Below are 13055 nucleotides of genomic sequence, written 5' to 3' on the forward strand. Positions count from 1 at the left end.
TCTATCGTCGGAAACGTGTTCGAAGATCTGCGTTTTCCCGTGATCGCGGCCCCGATGGCGGGCGGGCCGACCACTCCCGAGCTCGTGGCCGCGGTGACCGCGGCGGGAGGATTCGGCTTCCTGGCCGGGGGCTATCTGAGCGCCGACGCCCTCTCGGACCGGATCGCGAAGACGGCCGCGCTGACCGGCGAGCCGTTCGGCGTGAACCTCTTCGTCTCAGGTGGCGCCGCTGAGGCGGATCTCGGCGCGCATGTCGAGCGCTGGCGCGCGGAGGCCGAACGTCACGGCGTCGAACCCGGCGAGCCGCGCTGGGACGACGATGCCTACGCCGCGAAGCTCGAGGTCGTCCTTGAGCGGAAGGTGCCGGTCGTCTCGTTCACCTTCGGCGCACCTTCGCCCGAGGATGTCGAACGCTTGCACGCCAACGGGAGCAGGGTGGCTGTCACTGTCACCAGTCCGGCGGAGGCCGATCAGGCCGTGGCTGTCGGCGCGGACGCCCTCGTGGTCCAGGGATTCGAGGCCGGAGCGCATCGAGGGCTTTTCGCTGACGAGCCCGGTGCCGAAGGCGGGGGCGCGCAGTACGGCGTCCTCAGCCTGCTCCGCCTCGTCTCGGTACGAACGGATTTGCCGCTCATCGCGACGGGCGGGCTGGTGCACGGCGGCGATATCGCGGCGGTGCTGGTGGCGGGGGCCGTCGCGGCACAGCTGGGCACCGCTTTCCTGCGGGCGGACGAGGCCGGGACGCAGCCCGCGCACCGGCAGGCGCTCGCGGACGGAGGAAGGCCGACGGCGTTCACCAGGGCGTTCAGCGGGCGTCCCGCCCGGTCACTGGTCAACCGCGTGGTCGCGGACTTCTCGGCCACGGCGCCGTCGGCGTATCCGGAGGTCAACAACCTGACCAAACCGATCCGCGCGGCGGCGGGCAAGGCGGGCGACCCCGAGATCATGTCCCTCTACGCGGGGCAGACCTACGAACTCGCGGGCTCCGGCCCGGTGGCGTCGATCGTCGAACGCCTCCAGGCCGAAGCCCGCGAAGCCGCTACGCGTTTGAGTCGTCTCCGCTGACATGCTTCGCGTCGCCGTTGTCCGCGTTCATCGCGGAGTGGCGGCGGCTGTAGGCGAAGTAGATGATCAGGCCGATGCCGAACCAGGCGGCGAACCGCAGCCAGGTCTCCGGGTTCAGGAACGTGATCAGCCAGATCGAGAAGACGACGCCGATGATCGGCACGATCGGCATGCCCGGCGTCTTGAACGTGCGGGGCAGGTCGGGCTGTTTGTAGCGCAGGACGATCACCGCGATGCAGACGACGACGAAGGCGAGCAGGATGCCGATGTTCGTCAGTTCCGCGGCCTCGCCGATGGGCAGCAGCCCGGCGATGATCGCCGACGCGATGCCGAGCACCCAGGTCATCCGGCTCGGCACCTTGCGGACCGGGTGGGTCTTGCTGAACCACTTGGGCAGCAGGCCGTCGCGGCTCATCGAGTAGCCGACCCGGCTCGCGCCCATGAGGAAGGTGAACAGCACCGTGGTGATACCGATGATCGCGCCGACGGCGATGATCAGGCCGAGCCACTTCATGCCGAGGCTGGCGAAGGCGCTGGAGAAGGCGGCCTCGCTGTCGATGTCCTTGTAGTTGACCATCCCGGTCAGGACCAGGCAGGCGAGCACATAGAGCACCATCGAGATGGCGAGCGAGTAGATGATCGCCTTCGGCATGTGCTTCTGGGAGTCGGTCGACTCCTCGGCCGCGGTGGACATGGCGTCGTAACCGAAGACGGCGAAGAACACGGTCGCCGCGCCGGTGAACGCGCCACTGAGGCCGAACGGGAAGAAGTTCGAGTAGTTCTCGGTGTTGATGTGGAAGACGCCGACGACGATGACCAACAGGACCAGGCCGACCTTCAGGTAGACCAGCAGCGTTTCGAACCGGGCCGCGTTCTTCATGCCCTGGTTGAGGATGAAGGCGATCAGCAGGCACAGCAGCACGGCGAACAGGTTGATCTTGTAGGACCCCGGTGCGACATCGCCCGTTTCGGTGCCCGGAGCGCCCAGCATCCACGTCGGGAGCTCGATGTTGAGGTAGCCCAGCAGTTCGTTGAAGTAGCCGGAGATGCCGATCGCGACCACCGCCACGATCGCGGTGTACTCCAGCAGCAGATCCCAGCCGATGAACCAGCCGACGATCTCGCCCAGCACGGTGTAGCCGTAGGTGTAGGCCGACCCGGCGCGGGGGATCAGCCCGGCGAACTCGGCGTAGGAGAACGCGGCCGCGGCGCTGGCGATACCCGCGATGAGGAACGAGATGAGCACGGCGGGTCCGGCCGTCTTGTTCGCGACCGCGCCGGCCAGGGAGAAGATCCCCGCACCGATGATGCCGCCGACGCCGATCGCGGTGAGCTGTCGCAGGCCGAGCGTGCGCTGGAGCCCTCCGCCCCCGCTGAGTTCTTGGATCTGATCGATCGGTTTACGGCGGAAAATCCCGGATCCCGAGCCCAGGCTGCGCGGTGCGGACATCGTCGTCTCCCAACAGGTTGTGCCCTTCGGACTGGGTCACAGTCCGAAGGGCACCGTAGCGGGAGTCGGGACATCGCACCTATCCGGCGACGGTGTCCTCGCTCACTTCGGCGGCCACGCGAGCGGCGATCTTCGACGGCCTGGACGCGCCGGCGGAGAAGTAGGTCAGCAGCTCGGAGATCTCGACGGGGTCGTCCAGCTGGGGGCAGTGGCCCCAGTCCCCGCGCACCATCAGCCTGCTGTGCGGGACCAGCGCATGCAGCTGGCGCCCGGAGGCTGCGCTGACCAGCTTGTCCTTGCCACAGACGACCACCAGGAGCGGGACCCGGATTTCCTCGAGCCGGTACGCGTTCGCCAGCTCTTCGACGAGTTGCCTCGCCTGTTCGAGCCGGGTGGTGGTGGACCGGTAGTCCGGGAACAGCGAGGTGAACCGGCGGACCTGAGCGGCGTCCGCGACGGAGGAGTCGGCGTACAGCAGCCGGGGGACGACCTGCTCGGCGACGGCGCGCACAAGGAAACCGGGAATCGGCAGCGGCAGGGCCGAGTACATCCGGAGCGGCAGCGGGTATCGGGCCACGGTGCGGATGAGCCAGCTGTCCACGAAACCGGGTGCGGCGATCGAGACCACGCCCGCGACCGGCAGGCGGTGGTTCTCGGCGGCCCGGAGGCTCATCGTGCCGCCGAGCGAGTTGCCGGCGAGCACCACCGTGCCGAGTACCGCCTGCTCCTTGACCACGGCCGCGGTGAACGCGTCCAGCTGCGGGAGCATCGGGCCCGGCCGCAGTGGCTGAGCGTCACCGAATCCGGGCAGATCGACCGCGACCGCCGGAACACCGGCGGCCGCGAGCAGCTCCAGAACCGGGCGCCAGGTGTCGGCGCTGTCGCAATAGCCGTGCAGCAGCACCAGCCTCGGCGCCGTCGGCTTGACCTGTCCGCGCGCGGTGGCCCGCTTACCGAGCACCCGCCGTGGGGCGCGGTCGGTGGACTCCACCGGCTGCGGCCCGACTTCGAGCACTCTGGTGCGGACACCGGCGTAGCGCCGGAACGAGACGCGGATCGGGTCGGTGTCGGTGGTGGTCCGGCCCCCCGGGTCCGCCGGTTCGGGCCGCTGCGATGCGGTCATCCTTCAAGGCTAACCGCGAGAGGTCGGATTTTGGTCGAACTTTGGTCGTGAAAAGCTCCCCGAGTCATAACGTTCTTGACACTTGACAAGACTGCGAAATAACTGTTTGACCTGCGCGGAACGCGCGGACGTGCGCCTGTGTGCGCGTTTCATCGTGGCGCGGAGGAGGGCTCACCCCTCCGATGAATGCGTGAAGACCACCTTGCCGGAGGTTTCCCCGTCGAGCATGTTCTTAAACCCGGTTTCGGCCTCCGCGAACGGCAGTTCGGCGCCGATCCGCGGACGCACCCCCGTGAGTTCCAGGTAGGCGAGAAGATCGTTCAGTTCGTCCCTGGTCCCCATGGTCGAACCCGCGATACGCAGTTGCAGAAAGAACACGCGCTGCAACTCCGCGTGAGCATCCGGTCCGCTGGTCGAGCCGGAAACGACGATGATCCCGCCCGGTTTGAGCGACTTCACCGAATGCGACCAGGTCGCCTTCCCGACGGTTTCGAAGACGGCGTCGACCCGCTCCGGCAGTCGCGCGCCGGACTCAAAGGTCTGATGTGCGCCCAGATTCTCGGCCAGCGCACGCTTTTCCTCGCTACGCCCGGTCACCCAGACCCGGAACCCGGCCGCGCGCCCGAGTTGGACGAGGGCGGTCGAGACGCCGCCGGAGGCGCCTTGCACGAGCATCGTCTGCCCCGGTCGCAGCCCGGACTTCACGAACAGCATCCGATACGCGGTCAGCCACGCCGTGCCCATGGTCGCGGCTTCCGCGAAGGTCAGGCTCGACGGCTTCGGCACGACGTTGCGGGCCGGAACTACGACCTGCTCGGCGAAAGTGCCTTGGTACTTCTCGGTGAGCAGGGTGCGCTTCGGGTCGAGAGTGTCGTCGCCCTGCCAGCCCGGGGCGTTGATCACCGAGTGGACGACGACCTCGGTGCCGTCGTCGAGGGTGCCCGCGCCGTCGCAACCCAGGATCATCGGGAACTGCTCTGGTTTGATGCCGACGCCGCGCAACGTCCACAGGTCGTGCATGTTGAGGCTGGCTGCCTTGACGTTGACCCGCACCCAGCCTTCGGGCACGTCGGGCTCGGGTCGCTCGCCGATCACCAGCGAGTCCAGCGGCTTTTCGGCGTTGGGTTCGGATGCGTAGACGGCGAACATGTCAGCAACCTACATGGCCTGACCGGCGGTGGCAGTGGGTGCGAGCGTAGGCTCACATCGTGTTCAACGGGCTCGCAGACTGGTGGGACGGCGTCGAGCTGTGGCTCGCGCAGGCCCCGTTTCCCGTGCAGTTCGTACTGGTCATGGCGGTCGTCGTGCCGCTGTGCCTGGTCGCGGCCTGGGTGCTCGACTCGGTGTTCGGAAAGGTCGCCCGGCTCTTCGGCACGGCCCGCGATGCGAACGACCCCGACCGGCCGTCCTAAGCTGGCACACCATGTTCAACCGTAGGCGGATCACCGCCGCCCTGATCGGCCTGATCGTGCTGGTGCTCGCAGGCTGGTTCGTCAAGGACGGCATCAGTGGTGACGACACGAAGAGCGCTCCGGCGAGCTCGTCCGCTTCGGCCGCGCCTTCGGGCGATGCCGCGGCGAGCCAGGCGAAGGGCGAGGTCGCGGGCGCGGAGTCGGGTCTCCCGGTCAAACCGCTCACCGGACTTCCCCCGCAGGCGTCCGACACCTGGAAGCTCATCCAGGCGGGTGGGCCGTACCCGTATCCGCGCAACGACGACGTCACCTTCCAGAACCGGGAGAAGGTCCTGCCCGCCAAGGGGTCCGGCTACTACCGGGAGTACACGGTCAAGACGCCGGGCAGCCCCGATCGCGGGGCCAGGCGGCTGGTGACCGGTAGCGGCAAGGAGCTGTACTACACCGACGACCACTACAAGTCCTTCGTCGTAGTGGATCCCAGCCGATGAGCGCGGGCAAGGAAGCGGCGGACAAGGCGTTCGCCCGCGGCGCGTATCCGCATCTGATCGACGGCGCGCGGACGGTCGACAAGGACACGACGCTCGACGCGATCGCGGAGGCGCTGTCGTTCCCTGATTACTTCGGGAAGAATCTCGACGCGCTCTACGACTGCCTCACCGACCTGTCGTGGCTCCCGGTCGGCGAGCACGTGCTGATCTGGTCCGGTTCCTCGGGCCTCAGGGAGCGCGATCCCAAGGCGTACCTGGCCGTCCGCAGCGTGCTTTCCGACGCGCAGCGGGCGCTGGGGCCCTCCGGTGCCCGGAAGGACTCCCGGCGCCTCACTGTCGTCTTGCCGGATTAGGCCTCCGGGACCCAGTTCGGCTTGCGCTTCTGCGCGAAGGCCGTGATGCCCTCCTGGCCTTCTTCGCTCGCGAAGAACCCGGCGGACAGCTTGTTCATGGCCTCGAAGCCTTCGGACGGTGTCGCCGGGCGAGGCTTGCTGAGCAGTTCCTTCGTGGCCGCGAGCGCCTTCGGCCCGCCGAGGGCGAGTGCCTTGACGTAGCGGGCGACCTCGCCGTCGAGTTCGTCGGCGGGGACGGCGGAGTTCAACAGGCCGATCTCGACGGCGCGATTCGCGTCGAAGGTGTCACCGGTCAAGAAGAGCTCGTGCGCGGCGCGGGCGTTGAGCCGCGGCAGCACGGTGAGCGAGATGACGGCGGGCACGACGCCGATCCGCACCTCGGAAAAGGCGAAGGTCGCTTCGTGGACGGCCACGGCGATGTCGGTCGCGGCCACCATGCCGATACCGCCCGCCCGCGCGGGGCCCGCCAGCTTGGCCACGACAGGTTTGGGGCTGGTCCACAGCTGCTCGAGGATCTTCGGGAACTCGTTGACGCCCTGGGCGCCCGCACCGGCGCCGCGGGCCTCTTTGAGATCCATTCCCGCGCAGAACACCGGACCGGTGTGGGTGAGCACGATGACCCGCACCGCGTCGTCCGCCCGTGCCTTGTCCAGCGATTCGCTCAGTTCACGCCGCAGCTGGGCGGAGAGCGCGTTGCGGTTGTGCGGGGAGTCCAAGGTGATCGTGGCGGTGCCGCCCACCACGTCGTAGTGCACCAGTTCGTCAGCCATGCCTCACCTTCGCATGGGCGAAGACAGGCAGGGCAGTGGCCTGCGCCACCATCTCCACCGACGGTGGCGCAGGCACTGGTCAGCCGATCGTCGTCGTGGTGAAGGTCGGGCTCGGATTCGGGAAACAGGCGGTCGGGGCGGAGACGTCGAAACCGGCGCTGACCACGGCGGTGAACGTCAGGCCCGGGTCGCTGTAGCTGGTCCCGCCCAGTTTCGTCTCGATGGTGCCGGACGAGCCCGCGGTGAGGTGCGCGGTCACGGTCGGCAGTTCGAACGTCGAGCCGCCCGCGATCGGGCCGGGGAAGCTCAGCGTCGCGACGCTGCCGGAGACGGTGATCTTCGGCGGGGTCGAGCCGATGCCGGAGCCGCCGGCGAGGTCGGCGCCCACCCAGGTCGAGTTCGCCGGGATCGGGATCTTCAGTGAGAAGTCCTTGATGTTCTTGACCTGGTAGCCGCTGACTTCGGCCGGGACCGTGTTCGGCGCCGGATCGATGACGACGTCGAGCGCGGCGCCGGGGGCGACCGTGGCCGGAGCGGTGACGTCGGCGTCCTGGTTCAGCTTGAGGTACTTGTTGCCGACGAGCGGCGGCTTCGCCTCGCAGTCGAAGACGACGGTGGTCGCCGCGGAAGCCGGTGCGGCGAGCCCGACGAGCGGGACGAGCGCGGCCGAGGCGCAGACCAGGGCACGGATGGCAGCCTTCATGTTCCACCTACCTGGGGGTTCGATGGGGAGAGAGGGAGCTGCGCAGCGTTTAGAGAGTTACCGGCAAGTTAAGTAACTCGTCAAGAAATCTCCGTTCCCATACGCGGGGTGTCACGGAACTGGGAACGGAACCCACCGAAAATCGGTATCAAGCATCCGAACGGGACGCGCCGCTCTACTGCGCCGATGAATGATCAGGCGGCGAGCCGGGAGGCGGCGACGTCGTAGCGGTCCAGGACGAGCCTGGCGATCCGCGGATCCGGCCCCAGCGGCCCGGCGACGATCACCGACGGGTCGGCTTCGCGGGCCAGCCGCGCGATCCGGTCCGGCAGCAGCCCTGGCGCGAGGAACCAGCCCGCGACCGCGAGCCGCTGTGCGCCGTTGAGGCGCAGCCGTGCGATGGCGGCCGGCACGTCCGGCTGCGCGGCGCTGGCGAAGGCGGGCGTCGCGAGCAATCCGCGGCGCAGGTGCCAGCGGGTGGTGATCCCGGCGACCGCGTCGTTCGCCGCGACGTTCGACGAGCCGACGCCCGCCAGCAGGACACCCAGCCCGGGGTCGTCGAGCTCGGCGCCCGCCTCGGTGAGCCGGTCCAGCGCGACCGTCTCGATGAGCGGATCGATCCCCAGCACCCCGGAAACCCGCACGTCGAGGCCCGGGCAGTCCGCGGTCACCTCGGCGACGAGCGCGGGCAGGTCGACCCGGGCGTGGTACGCGACGCCGAGCAGCAGGGGCACCACGACGACCTCGCGGTGTCCCTCGGCGTAGAGGCCGCGCAGGGCGTCGGTGAGCAACGGCTCCGAGAGATCCAAAAAGGACTCGCGGATATCGAGGCCCGGCGCCAGCCCACGGGAGACGCCGAGCAGGGCGCGGATGGTCGCGGCGGACCGCGGGTCGCGGCTGCCGTGGGCGACGGCGAGGAGGGGTGGGGTCATGCGAACCTTTCGCCGACGAGTCCGGCCGCCAGTGTATCGCCGTCCTTCGGGTCGATGACCAGGAAAGCGCCCGTCCGCGGGCTGACGCCGTAGTCGTCGACGCCGATCTCCTCCGCCAGCCGGAGCGTGACCCGGCCGATGTCGTTGAGTTCCAACGTGCCCGGGTCGTCCACACTGGACAAGGTCTGCTCGTCGAACCGTGCGTGGAGCTCGCCGACGAGGGCCTGCACCGTCCGCGTCCCGTGCTTCACCAGCACCCGCGCGCCCGGTTTCAGCGCCTTGGCCGAGAGCCAGCACAACGTCGCGGTGATCTCGTCGGTCACCGTCGGCTGCCGGTCGGCGGCGGCGATCAGGTCGCCTCGCGAGATGTCGACATCGTCGGTGAGCAACAGGGTCACCGAGGTACCGGCGCCGGCTTCGGCGAGCGGCCCGTCGGCGGTGTCGATGCCCTCCACCCGGCTGCGGATTCCCTGCGGGAGCACGACGATCTCGTCACCGGGCCGGACTGTGCCCGCCGCGATCTGCCCCGCGTACCCGCGGTAGTCGGGGTGGTCGGCAGTGCGCGGCCGGATCACGTACTGCACCGGGAAGCGGAACGCCGAATCGTGCGGATCCGGCGCCACCGGCACGGTTTCCAGGTGCTCCAGCAGGGTCGGGCCGGAGTACCACGGGGTCTTGTCCGACTTCTCCGCCACGTTGTCGCCCACCAGCGCCGAAACCGGCACCGCGAGCACGGAGCCCCGTTCGTAGCCCAGGGACGCGGCGTGCTCGGCGAACTCCTCGGCGATCACGGTGAACGTCGCTTCGTCGTAGCCGACGAGGTCGATCTTGTTGACCGCCAGCACCAGGTTCGGGACGCCGAGCAGGGCGAGTACGGCGGCGTGACGGCGGGTCTGCTCGATGACGCCCTTGCGCGCGTCGACCAGCAGCACGGCCAGCTGCGCGGTCGATGCCCCGGTCACCGTGTTCCGCGTGTACTGCACGTGGCCGGGCGTGTCCGCGAGCACGAAACTGCGCCTGGGCGTCGCGAAGTACCGGTACGCCACGTCGATCGTGATGCCCTGCTCGCGTTCCGAGCGCAGGCCGTCCACGAGCAGGGAGAGGTCCGGAGTGGACAGTCCTTTGTCGACACTGGCGCGGGTGACCGCATCCAGCTGGTCGGCGAGGACGGATTTGGTGTCGTACAGGAGCCGCCCGACCAGGGTCGACTTCCCGTCGTCCACGCTGCCCGCGGTCGCGAGCCTGAGGAGGCTGGACATCAGAAGTACCCTTCCCGCTTGCGGTCTTCCATCGCCGCCTCCGACATCCGGTCGTCGGCGCGGGTGGCGCCGCGCTCGGTGAGCCGGGAGGCCGAAACCTCGGCGATGACCTCGTCCACCGTGGCGGCGGTCGATTCGATGGCGCCCGTGCACGAACCGTCGCCGACGGTCCGGTAGCGCACGGTCAGTTCCTTGACGACCTCGTCCGGCCGCGGCCCGCCCCATGGGCCTTCGGTCAGCCACATGCCGTCGCGCTGATAGACCTCGCGCCGGTGCGCGTAGTAGATCGACGGCAGCTCGACCTTCTCCCGCGCGATGTAGTTCCAGACGTCCGCCTCGGTCCAGTTGGACAGCGGGAAGACGCGGACCTGCTCGCCGGGACGGTGACGGCCGTTGTAGAGGTTCCACAGTTCGGGGCGCTGCCGTCGCGGCTCCCACTGGCCGAAAGCGTTGCGCAGACTGAAGATCCGCTCCTTGGCGCGAGCGCGCTCCTCGTCGCGGCGCCCGCCGCCGAAGACCGCGTCGAACTTGTTCTCGGCGATCGTGTCGAGCAGCGGCGTGGTCTGCAGCGGGTTGCGCATCCCGTCGGCGCGCTCTTCGAGCCTGCCGTCGTCGATCCAGTCCTGGACCTTCGCCACCACCAGCCGCAGCCCGTGCCGCTCGACGACGCGGTCGCGGAAGTCGATGACCTCGTCGAAGTTGTGCCCGGTGTCCACGTGCAGCAACGGGAACGGCACCGGAGCGGGCCAGAACGCCTTGATCGCCAGGTGCAGCAGGAGCGTCGAGTCCTTGCCGCCGGAGAACAGGATCACCGGCCGGTCGAACTCACCCGCCACCTCGCGGAAGATGTGGATGGCCTCGGATTCCAGTGCGGCGAGGTTGTCCTGCGCCGCATCTGTGGCCGGTACGAGCGTGGTCATTTCGTCCCTTCTCACCCGTGGAGGCCGCATTCGGTCTTGCCCTGCCCGGCCCAGCGGCCGCTGCGCGGGTCCTGGCCCGGGGCGACCTTGGCGGTGCACGGCGCGCAGCCGATCGACAGATAACCGATGGACACCAACGGGTTCTCGAGAATCCCGTGCTCGTCGATGTAGTCCCTGAACTCGTCGTCGGACCACGGCGCGATCGGGTTGATCTTCACCAGCCCGTTGCGGTCGTCCCAGGTGACGATGGGGGTGTTCGCGCGGGTCGGCGCGTCGACGCGGCGGACGCCGGTCACCCACGCCGAGTACTTCGCGAGCGTATTCCGCAGCGGCACGACCTTGCGCAGGTGACAGCACTGGTTCGGGTCGCGCTCGTGCAGCTTCGGGCCGTACTCGGCGTCCTGTTCGGCGACGCTCTGTTCGGCCTCGGCGTTGACTATCCGCACGCCCGGGTACACCGCCTGCACCGCGTCACGGGTGCCGATGGTCTCCGGGAAGTGGTAGCCGGTCTGCAGGAACAGCACGTCGACGTCGGGTTTGACCTGGGTGGCCAGATCGATGAGGACGGCGTCCTGCATGTTGGAGGCGACGATGAAGTCGTCACCGAAGGTCTCCGCGGTCCAGCGGAGAGCTTCGGTCGCGGTCGCCTCCGCGAGCTCCTTCGAAGCCCGTTCGGCGAGCGTCTTGTAGTCGGCCGTGGCGGTCATCCTTGCGACACCTCCGGAAAGGACAGTCCGAGGAACTTCACGGTGAAGACCCGGCGGCAGCCCGAGCACAGCCACGAGCCGCCCTCTTCGGGCCGCAGGTCTTCATCGCCACAGAAAGGGCAGTGGTACGGGGTCGCGCGCTCGGTCATTGCAAGACGCTCTCGTCGGCCCGCAGGACCCACTGGGCGAACCGCTCGCCGGGTTCGCGGCCGGCGATGTACGCCCGCACGACCCGTTCGACGTACGCGGTCAGCTCCGACGCGGTCACTTTGTGCCCGCGCAGTTTCCGGCCGAATCCGGCGTCGAGGCCGAGCCCACCGCCGAGGTGCACCTGGAAGCCTTCGACCTGCTTGCCGTCCTCGTCGGTGACGATCTGGCCCTTGAGCCCGATGTCGGCGGTCTGGACGCGGGCGCACGAGTTGGGGCAGCCGTTGAGGTGCACGGTCACCGGGTTCTCGATCTCTGCTTGGATGTCGGCGAGACGCTTTTCCAGTTCGGTGACCAGTTCGATCGCGCGGGCCTTGGTCTCGACGATCGCGAGTTTGCAGAATTCCAGGCCGGTGCAGGCCATGATCCCGCGGCGCCACGGCGAAGGCTCGGTCTCCAAGCCGAGATCGGCCAGCTCGCTCTTCAGCCCGTTCACCTCGGCCTCGGGGACGTCGAGGACCACGAGCTTCTGGTGCGGGGTCAGGCGGACGCGGTTCGACCCGGCCCGCTCGGCGGCCTTCGCGACGGCCAGCAGGGTGGCGCCGGAGACGCGGCCCGCGACCGGCGCGGCGCCCACGTAGAACTTCCCGTCGATCTGCGGGTGCACGCCGACGTGGTCGATCTGGGCGGCGGGCACCTCGGGTGCCGGGCCGTCGGTCAGCTTGCGCTTGAGGTACTCGTCTTCCAGAACCTGGCGGAACTTCGCGGCGCCCCAGTCCTTCACCAGGAACTTGATCCGGGCGCGGGCGCGGAGCCGCCGGTAGCCGTAGTCGCGGAAGACGCTGATCACGCCTTCCCACACGTCGGGGACCTCGTCGAGGGAGACCCAGGCGCCCAGCCGCTGCCCGATCATCGGGTTGGTGGACAGCCCGCCACCGACCCAGACGTCGAAGCCGGGGCCGTGCTCGGGATGGTTCACGCCGACGAAGGCGACGTCGTTGATCTCGTGCGCGACGTCCTGCTGCCCGGAGACCGCGGTCTTGAACTTGCGCGGCAGGTTCGAGTAGCGCGGGTCGCCGATGTAGCGGCGTTTGATCTCGTCGATCGCGGGGGTGCCGTCGATGATCTCGTCGGCGGCGATGCCCGCGACCGGGGAGCCGAGGATGACGCGCGGGCTGTCGCCGCACGCCTCCAGCGTGGTCATCCCGGCCTTTTCGAGCTTCGCCCAGATCGTCGGGACGTCTTCGATCTGGATCCAGTGGTACTGGATGTTCTGCCGGTCGGTGATGTCGGCGGTGTCGCGCGCGTGGGTCTGCGAGATCTCGCCGAGCACGGCGAGCTGGTCGGTGGTCAGCGCGCCGCCGTCGAGCCGCACCCGCAGCATGAAGTAGCGGTCGTCGAGCTCTTCGGGTTCCAGCGTCGCTGTGCGGCCGCCGTCGATCCCCGGCTTGCGCTGGGTGTAGAGACCGAACCAGCGGAACCGGCCGCGGAGGTCACCCGGGTCGATCGAATCGAAGCCGCCGCGGGCGTAGATGTTCTCGATCCGCGCACGGACGTTGAGCGGGTTGTCGTCCTTTTTGGACCGCTCGTTGGGGTTCAGGGGTTCGCGATACCCCAGTGCCCACTGTCCCTCGCCCCGTTTCTGTTTCACCCGGGGCGTGCGGGCAGGGGTCTCGCGCGTGGGCGACGACATGGGAGTCCTCCGGCAGATCGTGGTGGTGGC

15 protein-coding genes are annotated in these 13055 nt (G+C 68.8%); 4 read left to right on the forward strand and 11 right to left on the reverse strand.

The features are described from left to right. The first annotated feature begins 15 nt into the window (after positions 1-15). On the forward strand, positions 16-1065 hold the full coding sequence (locus AC069I_RS25710) for a nitronate monooxygenase (RefSeq protein ID WP_478266555.1): 1050 nt from the start codon (positions 16-18) through the stop codon (positions 1063-1065). Here AC069I_RS25710 and AC069I_RS25715 read toward each other — a convergent pair. The 3 genes from AC069I_RS25715 to AC069I_RS25725 all read right to left on the reverse strand — a co-directional run bounded on the left by AC069I_RS25715 (position 1040) and on the right by AC069I_RS25725 (position 4787). Next, complete coding sequence (locus tag AC069I_RS25715; protein WP_478266556.1) at positions 1040-2515, reverse strand: amino acid permease; 1476 nt, start codon at positions 2513-2515, stop codon at positions 1040-1042. The genes AC069I_RS25710 and AC069I_RS25715 overlap by 26 nt on opposite strands. Positions 2516-2594: 79 nt before the next feature. After that, positions 2595-3638 (reverse strand): alpha/beta hydrolase, encoded by a 1044-nt coding sequence (locus tag AC069I_RS25720; RefSeq protein ID WP_478266557.1) that lies wholly within the window; start codon positions 3636-3638, stop codon positions 2595-2597. Positions 3639-3809: 171 nt separating this feature from the next. After that, complete coding sequence (locus AC069I_RS25725; RefSeq protein WP_478227684.1) at positions 3810-4787, reverse strand: zinc-binding dehydrogenase; 978 nt, start codon at positions 4785-4787, stop codon at positions 3810-3812. A 59-nt stretch (positions 4788-4846) separates the two neighbouring features. Here AC069I_RS25725 and AC069I_RS25730 point away from each other — a divergent pair, with 59 nt between their 5' ends. Genes AC069I_RS25730 through AC069I_RS25740 form a run of 3 tightly spaced genes read left to right on the forward strand, consistent with a single transcriptional unit; the run spans position 4847 to position 5894 of the window. Next, entirely contained in the window at positions 4847-5050 is a 204-nt protein-coding gene (locus AC069I_RS25730) for a hypothetical protein (RefSeq protein WP_340685474.1), read from the forward strand. 11 nt (positions 5051-5061) lie between these two features. After that, positions 5062-5541, forward strand: a complete 480-nt coding sequence (locus AC069I_RS25735) for a guanyl-specific ribonuclease (RefSeq protein ID WP_478227685.1) — start codon at positions 5062-5064, stop codon at positions 5539-5541. After that, positions 5538-5894, forward strand: a complete 357-nt coding sequence (locus AC069I_RS25740) for a barstar family protein (RefSeq protein ID WP_478227686.1) — start codon at positions 5538-5540, stop codon at positions 5892-5894. The genes AC069I_RS25735 and AC069I_RS25740 overlap by 4 nt, the downstream gene beginning before the upstream one ends. On the opposite strand, the gene AC069I_RS25745 is transcribed toward AC069I_RS25740, so the two are convergent. The 8 genes from AC069I_RS25745 to AC069I_RS25780 form a co-directional block, all read right to left on the reverse strand. After that, positions 5891-6664: an enoyl-CoA hydratase-related protein gene (locus AC069I_RS25745; RefSeq protein WP_478227687.1), complete on the reverse strand. Its 774-nt coding sequence runs from the start codon at positions 6662-6664 to the stop codon at positions 5891-5893. The two genes, AC069I_RS25740 and AC069I_RS25745, sit on opposite strands and share 4 nt — an antisense overlap. A gap of 79 nt (positions 6665-6743) precedes the next feature. Further along, on the reverse strand, positions 6744-7367 hold the full coding sequence (locus tag AC069I_RS25750) for a cyclase (RefSeq protein ID WP_478227688.1): 624 nt from the start codon (positions 7365-7367) through the stop codon (positions 6744-6746). A 194-nt stretch (positions 7368-7561) separates the two neighbouring features. Continuing rightward, positions 7562-8299 (reverse strand): sirohydrochlorin chelatase, encoded by a 738-nt coding sequence (locus AC069I_RS25755; RefSeq protein ID WP_478227689.1) that lies wholly within the window; start codon positions 8297-8299, stop codon positions 7562-7564. Further along, positions 8296-9558: a sulfate adenylyltransferase subunit 1 gene (locus AC069I_RS25760; protein WP_478227690.1), complete on the reverse strand. Its 1263-nt coding sequence runs from the start codon at positions 9556-9558 to the stop codon at positions 8296-8298. The genes AC069I_RS25755 and AC069I_RS25760 overlap by 4 nt, the downstream gene beginning before the upstream one ends. Beyond that, positions 9558-10478: a sulfate adenylyltransferase subunit CysD gene (gene cysD, locus AC069I_RS25765; protein ID WP_478227691.1), complete on the reverse strand. Its 921-nt coding sequence runs from the start codon at positions 10476-10478 to the stop codon at positions 9558-9560. The genes AC069I_RS25760 and cysD overlap by 1 nt, the downstream gene beginning before the upstream one ends. 11 nt (positions 10479-10489) lie before the next feature. Next, positions 10490-11185 carry a phosphoadenylyl-sulfate reductase gene (locus AC069I_RS25770; RefSeq protein ID WP_192745816.1) on the reverse strand — a complete coding sequence of 232 codons (696 nt, stop codon included), beginning with the start codon at positions 11183-11185 and terminating at the stop codon, positions 10490-10492. After that, the gene (locus tag AC069I_RS25775) at positions 11182-11334 is read right to left on the reverse strand and encodes an eL43 family ribosomal protein (protein WP_007034818.1); all 153 of its coding nucleotides are present in this window, start codon (positions 11332-11334) and stop codon (positions 11182-11184) included. The genes AC069I_RS25770 and AC069I_RS25775 overlap by 4 nt, the downstream gene beginning before the upstream one ends. Next, a complete protein-coding gene (locus tag AC069I_RS25780; RefSeq protein ID WP_478266558.1) occupies positions 11331-13025 on the reverse strand; it encodes a nitrite/sulfite reductase in 1695 nt (564 codons plus the stop codon). Before AC069I_RS25780 ends, AC069I_RS25775 begins: the two co-directional genes overlap by 4 nt. Positions 13026-13055: the final 30 nt, after the last annotated feature.

Source organism: Amycolatopsis sp. NPDC043885 (assembly GCF_056435685.1).

Excerpts from the sequence above, each read along its gene's own strand:
- AC069I_RS25715 (WP_478266556.1), bottom strand. The coding sequence starts at position 2,515 with ATGTCCGCACCGCGCAGCCTGGGCTCGGGATCCGGGATTTTCCGCCGT.
- AC069I_RS25720 (WP_478266557.1), bottom strand. The coding sequence starts at position 3,638 with ATGACCGCATCGCAGCGGCCCGAACCGGCGGACCCGGGGGGCCGGACC.
- AC069I_RS25725 (WP_478227684.1), bottom strand. The coding sequence starts at position 4,787 with ATGTTCGCCGTCTACGCATCCGAACCCAACGCCGAAAAGCCGCTGGAC.
- AC069I_RS25735 (WP_478227685.1), top strand. The coding sequence starts at position 5,062 with ATGTTCAACCGTAGGCGGATCACCGCCGCCCTGATCGGCCTGATCGTG.
- AC069I_RS25740 (WP_478227686.1), top strand. The coding sequence starts at position 5,538 with ATGAGCGCGGGCAAGGAAGCGGCGGACAAGGCGTTCGCCCGCGGCGCG.
- AC069I_RS25745 (WP_478227687.1), bottom strand. The coding sequence starts at position 6,664 with ATGGCTGACGAACTGGTGCACTACGACGTGGTGGGCGGCACCGCCACG.
- AC069I_RS25750 (WP_478227688.1), bottom strand. The coding sequence starts at position 7,367 with ATGAAGGCTGCCATCCGTGCCCTGGTCTGCGCCTCGGCCGCGCTCGTC.
- AC069I_RS25755 (WP_478227689.1), bottom strand. The coding sequence starts at position 8,299 with ATGACCCCACCCCTCCTCGCCGTCGCCCACGGCAGCCGCGACCCGCGG.
- AC069I_RS25760 (WP_478227690.1), bottom strand. The coding sequence starts at position 9,558 with ATGTCCAGCCTCCTCAGGCTCGCGACCGCGGGCAGCGTGGACGACGGG.
- cysD (WP_478227691.1), bottom strand. The coding sequence starts at position 10,478 with ATGACCACGCTCGTACCGGCCACAGATGCGGCGCAGGACAACCTCGCC.
- AC069I_RS25770 (WP_192745816.1), bottom strand. The coding sequence starts at position 11,185 with ATGACCGCCACGGCCGACTACAAGACGCTCGCCGAACGGGCTTCGAAG.
- AC069I_RS25775 (WP_007034818.1), bottom strand. The coding sequence starts at position 11,334 with ATGACCGAGCGCGCGACCCCGTACCACTGCCCTTTCTGTGGCGATGAA.
- AC069I_RS25780 (WP_478266558.1), bottom strand. The coding sequence starts at position 13,025 with ATGTCGTCGCCCACGCGCGAGACCCCTGCCCGCACGCCCCGGGTGAAA.